General features: G+C 74.1%; 12 protein-coding genes. 6 read left to right on the top strand and 6 right to left on the bottom strand.

The features are described from left to right. The first annotated feature begins 117 nt into the window (after window positions 1–117). Window positions 118–1,161: a lactonase family protein gene (locus tag B079_RS0113870; protein WP_026248675.1), complete on the top strand. Its 1,044-nt coding sequence runs from the start codon at window positions 118–120 to the stop codon at window positions 1,159–1,161. A 111-nt stretch (window positions 1,162–1,272) separates the two neighbouring features. Here the strand turns inward: B079_RS0113870 and B079_RS0113865 are convergent, their stop codons facing one another. Beyond that, entirely contained in the window at window positions 1,273–2,196 is a 924-nt protein-coding gene (locus tag B079_RS0113865) for a sirohydrochlorin chelatase (protein WP_086022364.1), read from the bottom strand. Between the two features lie 142 nt (window positions 2,197–2,338). After that, a complete protein-coding gene (locus B079_RS0113860) occupies window positions 2,339–3,343 on the bottom strand; it encodes an N-acetylglucosamine kinase (protein WP_234016788.1) in 1,005 nt (334 codons plus the stop codon). 102 nt (window positions 3,344–3,445) lie between these two features. Here B079_RS0113860 and B079_RS0113855 point away from each other — a divergent pair, with 102 nt between their 5' ends. Continuing rightward, the gene (locus tag B079_RS0113855) at window positions 3,446–4,123 is read left to right on the top strand and encodes a uracil-DNA glycosylase (RefSeq protein ID WP_078495931.1); all 678 of its coding nucleotides are present in this window, start codon (window positions 3,446–3,448) and stop codon (window positions 4,121–4,123) included. 72 nt (window positions 4,124–4,195) lie between these two features. Here the strand turns inward: B079_RS0113855 and B079_RS0113850 are convergent, their stop codons facing one another. The 3 genes from B079_RS0113850 to B079_RS0113840 all read right to left on the bottom strand — a co-directional run bounded on the left by B079_RS0113850 (window position 4,196) and on the right by B079_RS0113840 (window position 7,601). Beyond that, complete coding sequence (locus B079_RS0113850) at window positions 4,196–5,683, bottom strand: CoA transferase (protein WP_018546412.1); 1,488 nt, start codon at window positions 5,681–5,683, stop codon at window positions 4,196–4,198. Window positions 5,684–5,787: 104 nt separating this feature from the next. Continuing rightward, window positions 5,788–6,783: a 3-hydroxyacyl-CoA dehydrogenase family protein gene (locus tag B079_RS0113845; protein ID WP_018546411.1), complete on the bottom strand. Its 996-nt coding sequence runs from the start codon at window positions 6,781–6,783 to the stop codon at window positions 5,788–5,790. A 77-nt stretch (window positions 6,784–6,860) separates the two neighbouring features. After that, a complete protein-coding gene (locus B079_RS0113840; protein ID WP_018546410.1) occupies window positions 6,861–7,601 on the bottom strand; it encodes an acetoacetate decarboxylase in 741 nt (246 codons plus the stop codon). Between the two features lie 166 nt (window positions 7,602–7,767). Here B079_RS0113840 and B079_RS0113835 point away from each other — a divergent pair, with 166 nt between their 5' ends. After that, window positions 7,768–8,676 (top strand): LysR family transcriptional regulator, encoded by a 909-nt coding sequence (locus B079_RS0113835; protein WP_018546409.1) that lies wholly within the window; start codon window positions 7,768–7,770, stop codon window positions 8,674–8,676. Between the two features lie 254 nt (window positions 8,677–8,930). Further along, a complete protein-coding gene (locus B079_RS0113830) occupies window positions 8,931–9,512 on the top strand; it encodes a hypothetical protein (protein ID WP_018546408.1) in 582 nt (193 codons plus the stop codon). A gap of 60 nt (window positions 9,513–9,572) precedes the next feature. Here B079_RS0113830 and B079_RS0113825 read toward each other — a convergent pair whose 3' ends face one another. Beyond that, window positions 9,573–11,237 carry a DNA alkylation response protein gene (locus B079_RS0113825; RefSeq protein WP_018546407.1) on the bottom strand — a complete coding sequence of 555 codons (1,665 nt, stop codon included), beginning with the start codon at window positions 11,235–11,237 and terminating at the stop codon, window positions 9,573–9,575. A 71-nt stretch (window positions 11,238–11,308) separates the two neighbouring features. Here B079_RS0113825 and B079_RS0113820 point away from each other — a divergent pair, with 71 nt between their 5' ends. After that, window positions 11,309–12,064 carry a PaaX family transcriptional regulator C-terminal domain-containing protein gene (locus B079_RS0113820; RefSeq protein ID WP_018546406.1) on the top strand — a complete coding sequence of 252 codons (756 nt, stop codon included), beginning with the start codon at window positions 11,309–11,311 and terminating at the stop codon, window positions 12,062–12,064. A 184-nt stretch (window positions 12,065–12,248) separates the two neighbouring features. Then, entirely contained in the window at window positions 12,249–12,746 is a 498-nt protein-coding gene (locus tag B079_RS0113815; protein ID WP_018546405.1) for a hypothetical protein, read from the top strand. Window positions 12,747–12,753 lie beyond the last annotated feature (7 nt).

Genomic DNA, 12,753 nt, shown 5'->3' with positions numbered 1-12,753 from the left:
CTGCGCCCGGCCGGTGCGCCCCCCCGTCGTCCCGGCGCGCACCCCTCCGCCATTTGGTCCAGACCGGTGGTGACCTGCTGCTAGCGTCGGCATCGTCTCGACCGAGAGGGGACAGACGTGGCAGAAAGCGGCGAACGCGGACCGGTGCCCCGCCGGGCGTTCATCGGCTCGTACACGGCGGCCGGCGGCCCCGGTCTGGTGACCGCCGAGGTCCGGCCCGACGACGGCGCCCTGATCCGCACCGGCGGTCTCGGCGCCGTGCCCGACCCGTCGTACCTCGCCCTCTCTCCCGCCGGGGACATGCTCTACGCGGTCAGCGAGACGGCCGAGGGCGCGGTCGCCGCCTACCGGGTGCGGGGGGACAAGCTGGAGCCCGCCGGGCCGCCCGTGCCGGTGGACGGCAGCGGACCCACCCACCTCGGTCTGCACGCCGGGCATCTGCTCACCGCCGACTACGGCAGCGGCAGCGTCACCGCCGTCCCCGTACGCTCCGACGGCACCCTCGCGCCCGCGCCCTCCGGACAGCTCCAGCACACCGGCTCGGGCCCGCACGACCGCCGCCAGCGCGGCCCGCACCCCCACCAGGTGCAGTCCGACCCCGAGGGGCGCTGGGCCGTCAGCGTGGACCTCGGCAGCGACTCGGTGCGGGTGTGCACGCTGGAGGCGGGCGTGCCCGTGCTGCACCGCGAGATCGCCCTGCGGCCCGGCTCCGGCCCCCGCCATCTGGTCTTCCACCCCGGCGGCACGCACGCCTACGTCGTCAACGAGCTCACCCCCACCGTCACCGTCTGCCGCTGGGACGGCGGCGCGGGCTCCCTGCGACCGCTGACCGAGGTCCCCGTCCTGCCCGGCGCCCCGGCCGGGGACGCCTACCCCTCCGGCATCGTGGTCGCGCCCGACGGCCGCTTCGTGTGGACCGCGACCCGGGGCGAGGACGTCCTGTCCGCCTTCCGCGTCGAGGACGACGTCCTCCGCCCGCTCGGCACGGTCCCCTGCGGCGGCCACTGGCCGCGCGCCCTGGCCCAGCACGACGGCCGCCTCTACGCCGCCAACGAACGCTCCGGCGACGTGACCTGGTTCACCGTGGACGACAGGACCGGCCTGCCGCGCTACGACGGCTCCCTGGCGGTCCCCGCCGCCTCCTGTGTGATCTTCGGCTGAGCGGCCCGGAGAACCCCGCTCACGCGGCCGGAAGGGCCTGCTCAGGCATGCCGAAGGGCCCGCCCCGGTCGCCCGGGGCGGGCCCTCATGTCGTACGGGTGTCGTGCCGCGTCAGCGGACCGGCGCGCCCTGCGACTGCTGCGGGGCGATGCCCAGCGCCGTCGTGTACTTGGCGAGCGCGAGCTTGCCGATCGCCGGGTAGGCGCCCAGCGGCTCCGAGGTGGCGCAGTCCACCTCCTCGGCGGCGGCCGTCAGCAGCGAGGTGTCGATCTCCGGACCGATCAGGTACGGCGCGAGGGCCAGCTGCTGCGAGCCGGACGCGCGCAGCTGCTCGGCGACGGAGGCGATCGAGCCCTCCTGGTCCAGCGCCGCCGCGATCACCGGCACGGCCAGACGCGCGGCGAGCAGCATGCCGGTGATACCGGCCGCCTGCACGGCCTCCTCGCCGCCCACGGTGGCCAGGATGATGCCGTCGGCCGTGGTGGTGACGGTGAACAGCCGGGCGCGGTCCGCGCGGGCCAGGCCCGTCTCGGAGAGCCGCACGTGCAGGGCTTCGGCGAGCAGCGGGTGCGGGCCGAGCACGTCGGTCAGCTCGGCGGCGACCCGGCTGTCCATCATCGCCTGGCGGATCTGGCGCAGCAGGGCGCCGTCGGGACCGGCCAGCAGCGGGACGACCGCGGCGACGGGGCCCTCGGGCTTCTTCACGTCACTGCCGGCGGCGACGGCCTGCTCGTAGCGGGCGGTGCGCTCCTCGGCGGTCCGCGCCAGTACGGACTTGAGGGTCGGGAAGTCCGCGTCGTCCCCGTCCAGGTAGCCGATCCGGGCATCCAGGCCGGGCAGCTCGGAGCGGGCGATGCTCACGACCTCCTCGGCGAGGCTGCGCGTGGCGGCGCTGGGCGCGCCGGGCACGGCGAGGACGAACGCGGGCGCGTCCTCGGGAGCCACCAGCGGTTCCGGACGACGGTGACGTCCTGGCTGGCGGGGTCGCGGCATTCGTACTGGCAGGCCGGACTCGGGTCCAGTGGGGGAGCTCATGGCGCCGCATGTTACTGGTTTCCTGGGCTCCCCTGTTCGGGGAGGGTGCAGGTGAGCGGTATCCGTCCGGTTTTGTCTGATGAGGTGCGCAGGTGAGGCGGCTCTTCCCGCCCCGCGCCGGACACTTGGCGCTTCGGCGGACTCAATCCGTCCTTATGGTGACCACATGGAGCAGGGGCGGCGCAACCGGGACATCGCACCGCCCGGCCGCCAGATCCGCCGCGAGCCGTACGGCACCGTGCAGCGGATCGCCCTCGGCCGGTACGGACGTGGCGTGCGGCAGCCGCTCGGCCAACTCCTCGCGCAGGGGCGCCAGGAGAGGGTCGCCCAGTTTGAAGAGGCCACCCGTGAGCGCCACTTCGGGCGCCCCGTCCGCCGGGCACACGGCGACGGCCGACTCGGCCAGATACCGGGCCGCAGTCCGCAGGATCCCGGCCGCCACCGGATCGTGCGCCGCGCACTCGGCCACGGCGGGCGCGAAGGAGGCGAGCACTGCGGCACGGTCGGTACGCGGATAGATCCGGGCGGGCAGCTCGGCCATCGCCCCGAACCGCTCGGTCGCGCGCTTCAGCAGCGCGGCCGAGCCGCCGTCCCGCCCGTCGTGCGCGCGCAGCGCGGCCTCGAGCCCGGCCCGGCCGATCCAGGCCCCGCCGCCGCAGTCGCCCAGCAGATGCCCCCAGCCGTCTGCCCGCCGCCAGCCGGTCAGATCCGTGCCGACGGCGATCAGACCGGTACCCGCCGCGAGCACGGCACCGGGCCGGGGGCCGAGGGCGCCGACATAGGCGGTCACCGCGTCGGCGGCGAGGGCCACGGTCCCGGTCCCCAGCTCCCGGGCGAGCGTGCCCGGGAGCTCGGCGCGCAGGGCTTCACCCAGACTCGCGAACCCGGCGGCGCCGACGACGGCCCACGCGATGCGGTCGGCCCCCGCCTCGGCCGCCAACGTACGCGCCAGGGGCGCGACTTGGGCCATGAGGTGACCGGCGTCGATGCCGCGCTCCGAGGTCCGCACCGGCTCCCGGGTCGCCGCCTCGGCGGTCCGGCCCGTGCCGGGGACGCCCACCGCCACCCGGATCCCGGAACCACCGGAGTCCACGGCGAGGAAGGCGGAGGCTGCACTCCGCTCGGCTCGTTCGGGCACACGGCTCACGGGGAGGAAGAGTAGCGGGGTACGGGCCCGGCGTCCCGGCTGTCGCGCGCTTCTCCCCTCGCCGGAGGAGATTGTCGGTGGGGGCCACTAGAGTGACTTGACGTGGCACGACGACCGTTGAGTGAACTTGTTGAGGCCGGCTGGGCGAAGGCCCTGGAGCCGGTGGAGGGCCGTATCACGGCCATGGGTGACTTCCTGCGTGCCGAGGTGGCGGCGGGGCGGACCTATCTGCCGTCCGGGGCGAACGTCCTGCGCGCCTTCCAGCAGCCCTTTGACGATGTCCGGGTCCTGATCGTGGGCCAGGACCCCTATCCCACGCCGGGCATGGCGATCGGCCTGAGCTTCGCGGTGGCGCCGGAGGTACGGCAGCTGCCGGGCAGCCTGGAGAACATATACCGGGAGATGCACTCGGACCTGGGTCTGCCCCGGCCGTCCAACGGCGATCTGACCCCCTGGACCCGGCAGGGCGTCCTCCTGCTGAACAGGGCGCTGACCACGGCCCCGCGCAAGCCCGGCGCCCACCGGGGCAAGGGCTGGGAAGAGGTCACCGAACAGGCGATCCGCGCCCTCGCCGCGCGCGGCAAGCCGCTGGTCTCCATCCTGTGGGGCCGCGACGCCCGCAACGCGCGCCCGCTGCTCGGCGACTACCCGGCCGTCGAGTCCGCCCACCCCTCGCCCATGTCGGCCGACCGCGGCTTCTTCGGCTCGCGCCCCTTCAGCCGGGCCAACGAACTGCTCGCGCAGCAGGGCGCGGAGCCGGTGGACTGGCGCCTGCCGTAGCGGTGTGCGGGACGCCGGGGACCTCGATGGTCCCCGGCGCCCCGCCGGCCGTCGCGCGGGTGGCCCGCCGGATCAGGCGGCCGGGAGCCACTCCGGGCGCTGGGAGCCGCGCGGCACGAGGATCTGCCGGTAGGCGCCCGGGGTGTCCGACATCCGCACCTGGTCGGTGATGCCCTGGTAGTGGCCGAGCGGCGTCTCGGCGGTGAACAGCTCGGGGTCCGGGTAGGCGTGCGCCTCGCCCGTGCCCGCGATCTCCTTCGCGTAGTCCTGGTCGAAGATGCCCATGGACAGGATCCACAGGGCGACGCGGGACAGGGAGACATGGACGCGGTAGCTGCCGCCGTCCACGGCACGGCGGCGCAGCGCCTCGGCGATCCCGGCCGTCAGGAACCACGAGACGAGGTAGTCGTTGACCACCGTGATGGGCGGCAGCGCGGGCTTGTCGCCGTCGCCCTCCAGGTGCAGCAGACCGGTGAGCGCGCCCGCCGTCTGGTCGAAGCCGAGGTAGTCCTTCCACGGACCCTCGTGCCCGTTCAGCGACACCGTGGCGTAGACGAGTCCGGGCCGCCGCGCGACGGCCTCCTCCTCGGACAGGCCGATGGACTCCAGGAAGCCGGGGCGCCGGTTGGCGTAGAACACATCGGCTCCGGCCTGGAGTTCATGGATACGGGCCAGGCCCTCCGGGGTGTACGGGCTCACCGTGGCGGAGCGCACGCCGACGCTCGTCGTCAGGTAGGTGACGTCGTGCTCCAGCTCGTACGGCCGCCACAGGTTCAGCACGTCCGCGCCGTGCAGAGCGAGGGCGCGACCGCAGCCCGCACCCGCGATGATGTGGCCCATCCCCAGCGCGCGCACGCCGTCCAGCGGGGCGGTGGGGTCCGCGGGCAGCGGCTCGGGGTCGCTGTCGCCGACGCGGGTGATCTCCACCAGCGGCAAGTGGGCCAGGACATCGGTGTACTGACGCTCCGTCAGAATCTCGGCGGGCGTGCGCACCATCGGCATCACGCAGCCGGCCTCCGCGCCCGCCTTCTCCAGTTCCCGCGCGTCCCACTGCGCGATCGCGGCGGCGACGTGCTCGGGCACGTCACCCACGCCGAGCAGCCGCTCGGCGGCCACCTTGATGTTGGGGTAGATGTTGAACGGCATCATCCAACGGCCGTCCGCGCTGCGGTAGAAGTTGTTGGCGAGGGCCATGTTGATGATCGACGGGGTGCCCCCGGTGTAGCCGTTGAGGAGTTCCCACTTCTGCTCGTAGAACGGGCACAGCCGGTGCGGGCCCACGCGCAGGTCCATGTGGATGTCCTGGCCGCGACCGGTGCGGTCCTTCCACAGGGCGGCGACGGCGGCGGACTTGGCGACCAGGGCGATGCCGGAGGCGGCGCCCAGGCGCAGAGTGCTGGGGACGACCGGGTCGGCGCCCTCGAAGGTGATCGTGCCGCCGGTGTCCTCCGGCTTCAGCCCGATGCCCGCGAGGACATCGGCGGTCTCGGCGTGGACGTCGAAGGCGTCGTCGGTGGCGGGGGCGTCGATCGCCCGGGTGATCTTCTCGGTGAGGTTCATGGGTGTGCGTTTCTCGCGTGGGGGGGGCGGTGAAAGCGGTTGTCTGTGGGCGGTGTTGCCGTATGGGCGGTCGGCCCTGGTCGGCGTCCTGCCGGTGCGGGCGGTCAGGCCCGGTCGGCGTCCTGCCGGTCCGGGGTCTCGCCCAGGGCGCGCATGAGCGCGATCTGCGCGCGGTCGCGCTCGGCGGCCAGCTCCTCCACGGTGCCGTCGCCGAAGGCGTCGCGCGCCTGGTCGGAGAGGAGGGCGACCGTGGCGTCGTCGAGCGTGGGATTGCCGAGTGCGGGCCACATGTGGTCGGCCATGGCGCGGCCCAGGTGGTCGATGAAGTGGGGCAGGCCCTCGGGTCCGCCGCCGAGGTGGAAGGTGCGGAACGGGCCCGCGACGGCCCAGCGCAGCCCGATGGACGAGGTCACGATCTCGTCCAGCTCCTCCTCCGTCACCACGCCCTCCTTGACCAGGTGCACGCACTCGCGGAACAGCGCGGACTGGAGGCGGTTGGCGACGAAGCCCGGGATCTCCTTGTGCAGCACCTGCGGCTTCTTGCCGAGCGCGGTGTAGAAGTCCACGGCCTCGCGGACCACCTCGGGCGAGGTCTTCTCGCCGGGCACGACCTCCACCAGTGGCACCAGGTGCGGCGGGTTGAACGGATGCCCCACCACGAGCCGTTCGGGCTGGGCGAGGCCCGCGGCGATGGCGGTCGCCGGGATGCTGGAGGTCGATGTCGCGAGCAACGCGTGCGCGGGGGCGGCCTCTTCGACGGTGCGCCAGATCTCCTGCTTGAGGTCCAGGCGCTCGGGTCCGTTCTCCTGGACCACGTCCGCGTCCGCGACGGCGGTCGCGAGGTCGGCCTCGAAGGAGAGCCGGTCGGCCAAGTGCTCGGTGGGCAGCCCGAGTTCGTCCAGCGTCGGGGCGATCTCGGCGAGACCGGCGCGGACGATCTCCTCGATGCCGGGCCGGGGATCGCTGACGACCACCTCCATGCCGTGCGCGAGGAAGAGGGCGGCCCAGGAGACGCCGATGACGCCGCCGCCGACGATCGCGGCACGCTTGCGGGATGCCGGGGCGGGGCCGGAAGCGGTGGGTTCGGAAACAGAGGACATGATGTCGCGGCTTTCTCGAAGCTCGGAGAAGGAAGAAGCGGGGGACGGGGGCTCGCGCCGGACCCGCTCGGGCGGCCTCAGGCTCGCGCGAGGTAGTCGAAGACCGGCTCGACCGGGTTGAGGGACAGATCCGTGAGGATGTGACTGGCGCTCACGACCTCCAGCACCGGCAGATCCGCCAGCGGCGCCATCACATGGGCGAAGAGCTGAAGCCGGGCGGGGCCGGTGTACGCGCTCTTCACGGTGATGTCCGTGATCCGGGTGCGGACCAGGTCGCAGACGCGCGGGGTGCCGTCGTAGTTCGGCACCGTCTTGATCATGAACGTCGGCACACAGATCTCCGCGCGGGCCTCGTCCAGGTCCATCGCGCGCTGCTTGTAGCCCATGGTGGCGTCGGCCACGCGCAGGCTGCCGTAGTCCAGCGTGCCCACCAGGGTGTCGGAGTCGACGTACAGCGTGGGGGAGCCGGACTTCTTCGGGTACGCGCTGTACTCGCGTCCGCTGGAGATCGCGGGGACGCTGTTGACGTACATCGCGAGGTTGAACTCGCCCCGCTCACCATCGTGTTCGACGGTGATGAGCTGCCCGGCCTCGGTGTAGTCGCCCAGCCCTGTGGTGTCGGGCATCCGCATGACCTCGAAGCGGACCAGCGGTTCGGGGACCGTCAGCGGCTCGGGGACCAGGCGGCGCAGCGCCTCGGGGTCGGTGCGGTAGGTGATGTTCAGGTACTCGCGGTCGGTGAAGCGGTACCGCGTGGGCGCGTAGGCCGGGGAATCCACCGGGGTGGTGAAGAGCCGGGCGACATCCTGCTTGCGCATGGGGCCTCCAGGGAGAGGGCCGCCGTACGGGCCCGGGCCTCTCCCGTATGGGATTGCTGAAACCGGTAGTGCCGGGGAGCCGCCGCCGTATCGCGCGGCATCCCCGTGTCACCAGTGGACGCCTCGCGCGCAGGTCTGTCCAATATATGATTGGCTAGCGTTCGATATGGCTGACGATATCAATCTGACGAAGCGCCTCCTCGAACAGTTTCTGGTGGTGGCCGACGAACGGCATTTCGGCCGGGCGGCGGAGCGGCTTTTCATGAGCCAGCCCCCGCTCAGCCAGTCGATCCAGCGCCTGGAGCGGGGCCTCGGGGTGCGGCTGTTCGACCGGGGTCCTGGCGGGGTCGCGCTGACTCCGGCGGGCGAGGCGTTCGCCGTGGACGCCCGGCGCCTCCTGGACGCCCAGTCCGCCGCGATCGAGCGGGTGCGACGGGTGGCCGCGGGCCTGGAGGGCGTCGTGCGCGTGGGGTACGTGAGCGTCCTCAGCCACCTCTATCTGCCCGGCTTCCTGCGCGCGGTGGCCGAGGAACTGCCCGGTCTGCGGGTGCATCTGCACCACGACTCCTCGGTCGCCGTGGCCGACCTGGTGCGCTCCGGGGCCCTGGACCTCGGGTTCCTCCGCGACCCCGCGTCCGTGTCGGACGACCTCGTCAGCGAGCCGTTCGTGGTGGAGCGCATCGCCGCCGCCCTGCCGGACGACCACCCGCTCGCCGGGGCCGAGGAGGTCGACCTCGCCGACCTGAGCGACGAGGACTTCGTGCTGCCCGACCCCGTCGCCCTGCCGACCCTGGCCCGGCAGGTCCAACTCGCCTGTCACGACGTGGGGTTCACACCCCGGGGCCGCGCGGTGGCCGACGATCTCTCCGGGCTGTACAGCTATGTGGCCTCCGGTCTGTGCGTCGGGCTGCTGCCCGGGCGGCTGAGCGGCTTCCCGGTCCCCGGGGTGGTCTTCGTCCCGCTGCGGGGCGCGTCGTCGTACCTGGAGACGAGCGTGGTCGCCGTGCGCCGCCCGGAGGCGGACGCGGCCGTGCGGCGCCTGCTGGAGCTGATCGACCGCCTCGCGGGGAAGTGAGCCGCCGCATCTCGGCCACCGTGCCGATGGCCTGGGTGTCCATCCGTCAGGTCCGCGCAGGTCGGCGGGGGTCGGCCCGGCGGACCGACCGCCGGTGACCGGGGTCGTCCGGGCGGTCTGCCGGATGTTCCTGCGCGCGAGGTGTCTCCCGTGCGACCGTCGGGAAGGCGGTCCGTCCTGAGCAACAGGGCGGGGCCGCCCGTATGGGAGGACGGTACGGCCGGTCGGCGCGCTCGGTGAGGAGGATGCCCTTGATGGCGTTCCGTGGTCCGCAGGTGTGGCTCTGGCGCTGGCGGCGCAACCCGCTCAGGCGCCGTGTCGACGTGGTGGAGGCGTGGGTGGTGCTCGGCGCCTGGGCGCTGACGGTGCTCGCCGGGGTGCTGGCCGGGCTCGCGGCGGCCCGCTCGGTGGACAGCGGGCTCGCCCGCGACCGTGCCACCTGGCATCAGGCCGTCGCCCGTGTCGTCTCCCGCGTCCCCGGGAAGTCCGCGCACCGGCCGAAGTCCGATGCCGAGCGGGTGTGGGCCGAGGTCCGCTGGACCGTGGCGGACGGCTCCGCCCACACCGGCCAGGTCCGGGTCGCGCCCGGCAGCCCGGCCGGTACGCCGGTCACCGTCTGGACCGACCCGCAGGGGCATCTCGTCACCCGTCCGGCCACCGCCGCCGAGGCCACCTTCCGCGCAGGTCTCCTCGGCACCCTGGTGGGGACGGCGGCGGGCGCGGTCCCCTTCGTCTGCGGACGCGTCGTCCGCACCGCCCTGGAGCGCCGCCGTCTGGCCCACTGGGACGCGGAGTGGGCCAGACTCGGACCGCGGTGGGGGCACACGACGGGCTGAGGGGCCCGCAGAACGGGCAGAACGGGATGAGGCCGCAGAGCCCCGTGCCCAGGGGTGCCGTCAGCCCCGTTCCGGCAGCGCCCGCTCCAGGATCGCGTCCAGATCCGTCCCCGCCGGAAGCGTGCCGAACGCGTGCCCCCAGTCCCCGGCCAGGCGGGTCGCGCAGAAGGCGTCCGCGACGGCGGGCGGGGCGTGGCGCACCAGCAGGGCGGCCTGGAGGGCGAGGGCCATGCGCTCGACCAGACGGCGCGCGGTGACCTGGTCGGCCTCGGCCAGCTGCCGCTTCAGGTCCGTCACCGTCGCGTCCAGGCGGGTGTCCGCGCCCTCGGCCAGGGCGAGTTCGGCGAACAGCGCCTCGGCGCTCTCCGGCTCGCGGACCAGCGCCCGCAGCACGTCGAGCGCGTTGACGTTCCCCGAGCCCTCCCAGATCGACAGCAGCGGTGCCTCCCGGTAGTGCCGGGGCATCCCGGAGTCCTCCACGTACCCGTTGCCGCCCAGGCACTCCAGCGCCTCGGCGGTGAAGGCCGGGCCCCGCTTGGTCACCCAGTACTTGCCGACGGCCGTCGCGATCCGGCGGAAGGCGCGCTCCCCGGCGTCCCCGCGCACCGCCCGGTCCGCCGCCCCCGCGAGCCGCAGGGTGAGTGTCGTCGCCGCCTCCGACTCGAGGGCCAGGTCCGCCAGGACGTTGCGCATCAGCGGCTGGTCGAGCAGCCGGGCGCCGAACGCGCTGCGGTACCGGGCGTGATGACCCGCCTCGACGAGCGTCTTGCGCATGAGCGTGGCCGAGGACATCACACAGTCGAGCCGGGTGCAGTTGACCATCTCGATGATGGTCTTCACCCCGCGCCCCTCCGGACCCACCAGCCAGGCCACCGTACGGTCGAACTCCGGTTCCGAGGACGCGTTGGAGCGGTTGCCGAGCTTGTCCTTGAGGCGCTGGATGCGGAAGGTGTTGCGGGTGCCGTCCGGAAGCACGCGGGGCACCAGGAAGCAGGAGAGCCCGCCCGGCGCCTGGGCCAGCACCAGGAACACGTCGCACATCGGCGCCGAGGTGAACCACTTGTGCCCGCGCAGGGTGTACACCCCGGGTTCGCCGGTCGGCGTGGCCACGGTGGTGTTGGTGCGCACGTCCGAGCCGCCCTGCTTCTCGGTCATGCCCATCCCGGCGAGCAGCCCGGCCTTCTCGGTGGGCACGCGCAGCCCCGGTTCGTACACCCGGCTGGTCAGCAGCGGCTCGTAGACCTTGGCGAGGTCCGGCTCGGCGCGCAGGGCGGGTACGGCGGCGTACGTCATCGACGTGGGGCAGCCGTGGCCCGCCTCCGTGTGCCCCCAGACCAGGCCGCCCGCCGTACGCGCCACGTGCGCGCCGACCCGCTCGTCCGCCCACGGGGCACCGGCCAGGCCCTCCTCGACGGCGGTGCGCATCAGGTCGTGCCAGCTGGGGTGGAAGTCGACCTCGTCGACGCGGTTGCCATAGCGGTCGTGGGTGCGCAGCTCCGGCTCGTGCCGGTTGGCCAGCTCGCCCCACTCCTGCGCCTCGCCGCCGCCCGCGCGCACACCGAGGCGCCGGACGTCCGCCTCGGCCCACTCCGCGCCCTCGCGGCGCAGGCCCTCCAGGAGGGCGCGGTCGTCGGAGGCGTCGTAGGGGGCCAGGGGCGGGGGCTGGTTGGTGACGTCGTGGGTGGCGGACGACGGCGGGAGCGGCTGCGCGGGCATCGGGTCCATACGGCCATGTTGCACTCTTCGTGCGGTCGCAGCAATAGTGCAACAATGATCCGCCCGTACAGTACGTGCCCATGCCCCTGAAAGATCCGCCGCACGGGACCGCCCCCGCACCGCGCCCCCTGTCCGCGCGGTCGGTCGTCCTGAGCCTGCTCCTCGGCGCGCACCCGCCCCGGCTCCCCGTGAAGGACCTGCTCCGGCTGGTCGAGCCGTTCGGCGTGGGCGGCTCCACCCTGCGCGCCGCGCTGAGCCGGATGGTCGCGGCGGGCGACCTGCGCCGCACGGACGCGGTGTACGGCCTCAGCGACCGCCTCCTGGCCCGCCAGCGACGCCAGGACGAGGCCGTACGACCCCTGACCCGGCCCTGGGACGGCGACTGGGAGATGGTCGTCATCACCGCGACCGGCCGCGACCCCGCCGCCCGCGCCGACCTCCGCTCCCGTCTCGGGGAACTCCGGCTGGCCGAACTCCGCGAGGGCGTCTGGCTCCGCCCGGCCAACCTGGCACGCCCGCTCCCCCCGGAACTGGACCGGGTCGCCCTCACCTACCGGGGCCGCCCCGACGAGCCCGCCTCCCGCCTGGTCGCGCGCCTGTGGCCGCTGCCCGCCTGGGCGACGACCGCGAACACCCTGCTGACCGGTGCGGCAGCGGCCGAGACCCCGGCCACCCGCCTGGCCGCCTACGCCGCGATGGTCCGCCACCTGCTGACCGACCCGGTCCTCCCGCCCGAACTCCTCCCGCCCCACTGGCCGGGCGACCGGCTGCGGGCCGCCTACGCGGAGTACCAGCGGGAGCTGGCGGGGCCGGTGGGGCTGCTCGGAGCGGGCTGAGCGGTTCCGCCGAGGGTCGTAGTGCCGGGCGCTACGGCCCGGCCGGCGGGCGTGCTCTCGCCGCGTACCCCGCCCGCCCCCGCCGAGTGGCGGCGGGCCCCGCCCTGGCGTTCCCTGGGAGGAGGGGGTGGACAGCGTGTGCGTGCTCGTGGGGCACGGCAGGCGAACGCACCCGAGGAGAGTCATGGCTGAGCGGAAGTCCTCGTCGTTCCTCACCGCGCCCCTGCGCGGCGCCGCCTCCGTCCTGGGCAAAGTGCCCGGCGCCGCCATGGTCGGCAAGGCGGCCCAGGAGACGCTGGACAAGGTCGGCGTGGTGTCCCCACGTGGCCGCCGGGTGCTCGTGTACGCCGGGGCGGGGGTCCTGGGGGTCACCGGTGTCGTGGAGTGGCCGGTCGCCCTCACCGGAGCGGCCGTCGCCTGGCTGACCCAGCCCCGCCCGGCGCACCACGCGAACGGTCAGGAGGAGCCGCCGGCCGAGGAGACCCACGAGGTGGCGGGCGAGCCCGCGCACGACCTCGGCAGCGCCGCCCTCCGCTCCGGCGCCGAGCCGGAGGCGCACCACCAGGAACCCCCCGGCCCGGTCAAGGCGGCCCCGGCGAACCCGGCCCGTACCGGCGCCCACGCCAAGGGCACCACGGGCCCGCTCGGCCCCACCGCCCGCCCCGAACGCACCAGCCTCTGACGGCGCC

Origin of the sequence: Streptomyces sp. LaPpAH-108, assembly GCF_000373625.1 — a bacterium.
Classification (GTDB): domain Bacteria; phylum Actinomycetota; class Actinomycetes; order Streptomycetales; family Streptomycetaceae; genus Streptomyces.
The sequence above is the reverse complement of the archived record's forward strand: the minus strand, read 5'-3'. Positions and strand labels throughout refer to the sequence as shown.

Excerpts from the sequence above, each read along its gene's own strand:
- B079_RS0113865 (WP_086022364.1), bottom strand. The coding sequence starts at position 2,196 with ATGAGCTCCCCCACTGGACCCGAGTCCGGCCTGCCAGTACGAATGCCG.
- B079_RS0113850 (WP_018546412.1), bottom strand. The coding sequence starts at position 5,683 with ATGAACCTCACCGAGAAGATCACCCGGGCGATCGACGCCCCCGCCACC.
- B079_RS0113845 (WP_018546411.1), bottom strand. The coding sequence starts at position 6,783 with ATGTCCTCTGTTTCCGAACCCACCGCTTCCGGCCCCGCCCCGGCATCC.
- B079_RS0113840 (WP_018546410.1), bottom strand. The coding sequence starts at position 7,601 with ATGCGCAAGCAGGATGTCGCCCGGCTCTTCACCACCCCGGTGGATTCC.
- B079_RS0113835 (WP_018546409.1), top strand. The coding sequence starts at position 7,768 with ATGGCTGACGATATCAATCTGACGAAGCGCCTCCTCGAACAGTTTCTG.
- B079_RS0113830 (WP_018546408.1), top strand. The coding sequence starts at position 8,931 with ATGGCGTTCCGTGGTCCGCAGGTGTGGCTCTGGCGCTGGCGGCGCAAC.
- B079_RS0113825 (WP_018546407.1), bottom strand. The coding sequence starts at position 11,237 with ATGGACCCGATGCCCGCGCAGCCGCTCCCGCCGTCGTCCGCCACCCAC.
- B079_RS0113820 (WP_018546406.1), top strand. The coding sequence starts at position 11,309 with ATGCCCCTGAAAGATCCGCCGCACGGGACCGCCCCCGCACCGCGCCCC.
- B079_RS0113815 (WP_018546405.1), top strand. The coding sequence starts at position 12,249 with ATGGCTGAGCGGAAGTCCTCGTCGTTCCTCACCGCGCCCCTGCGCGGC.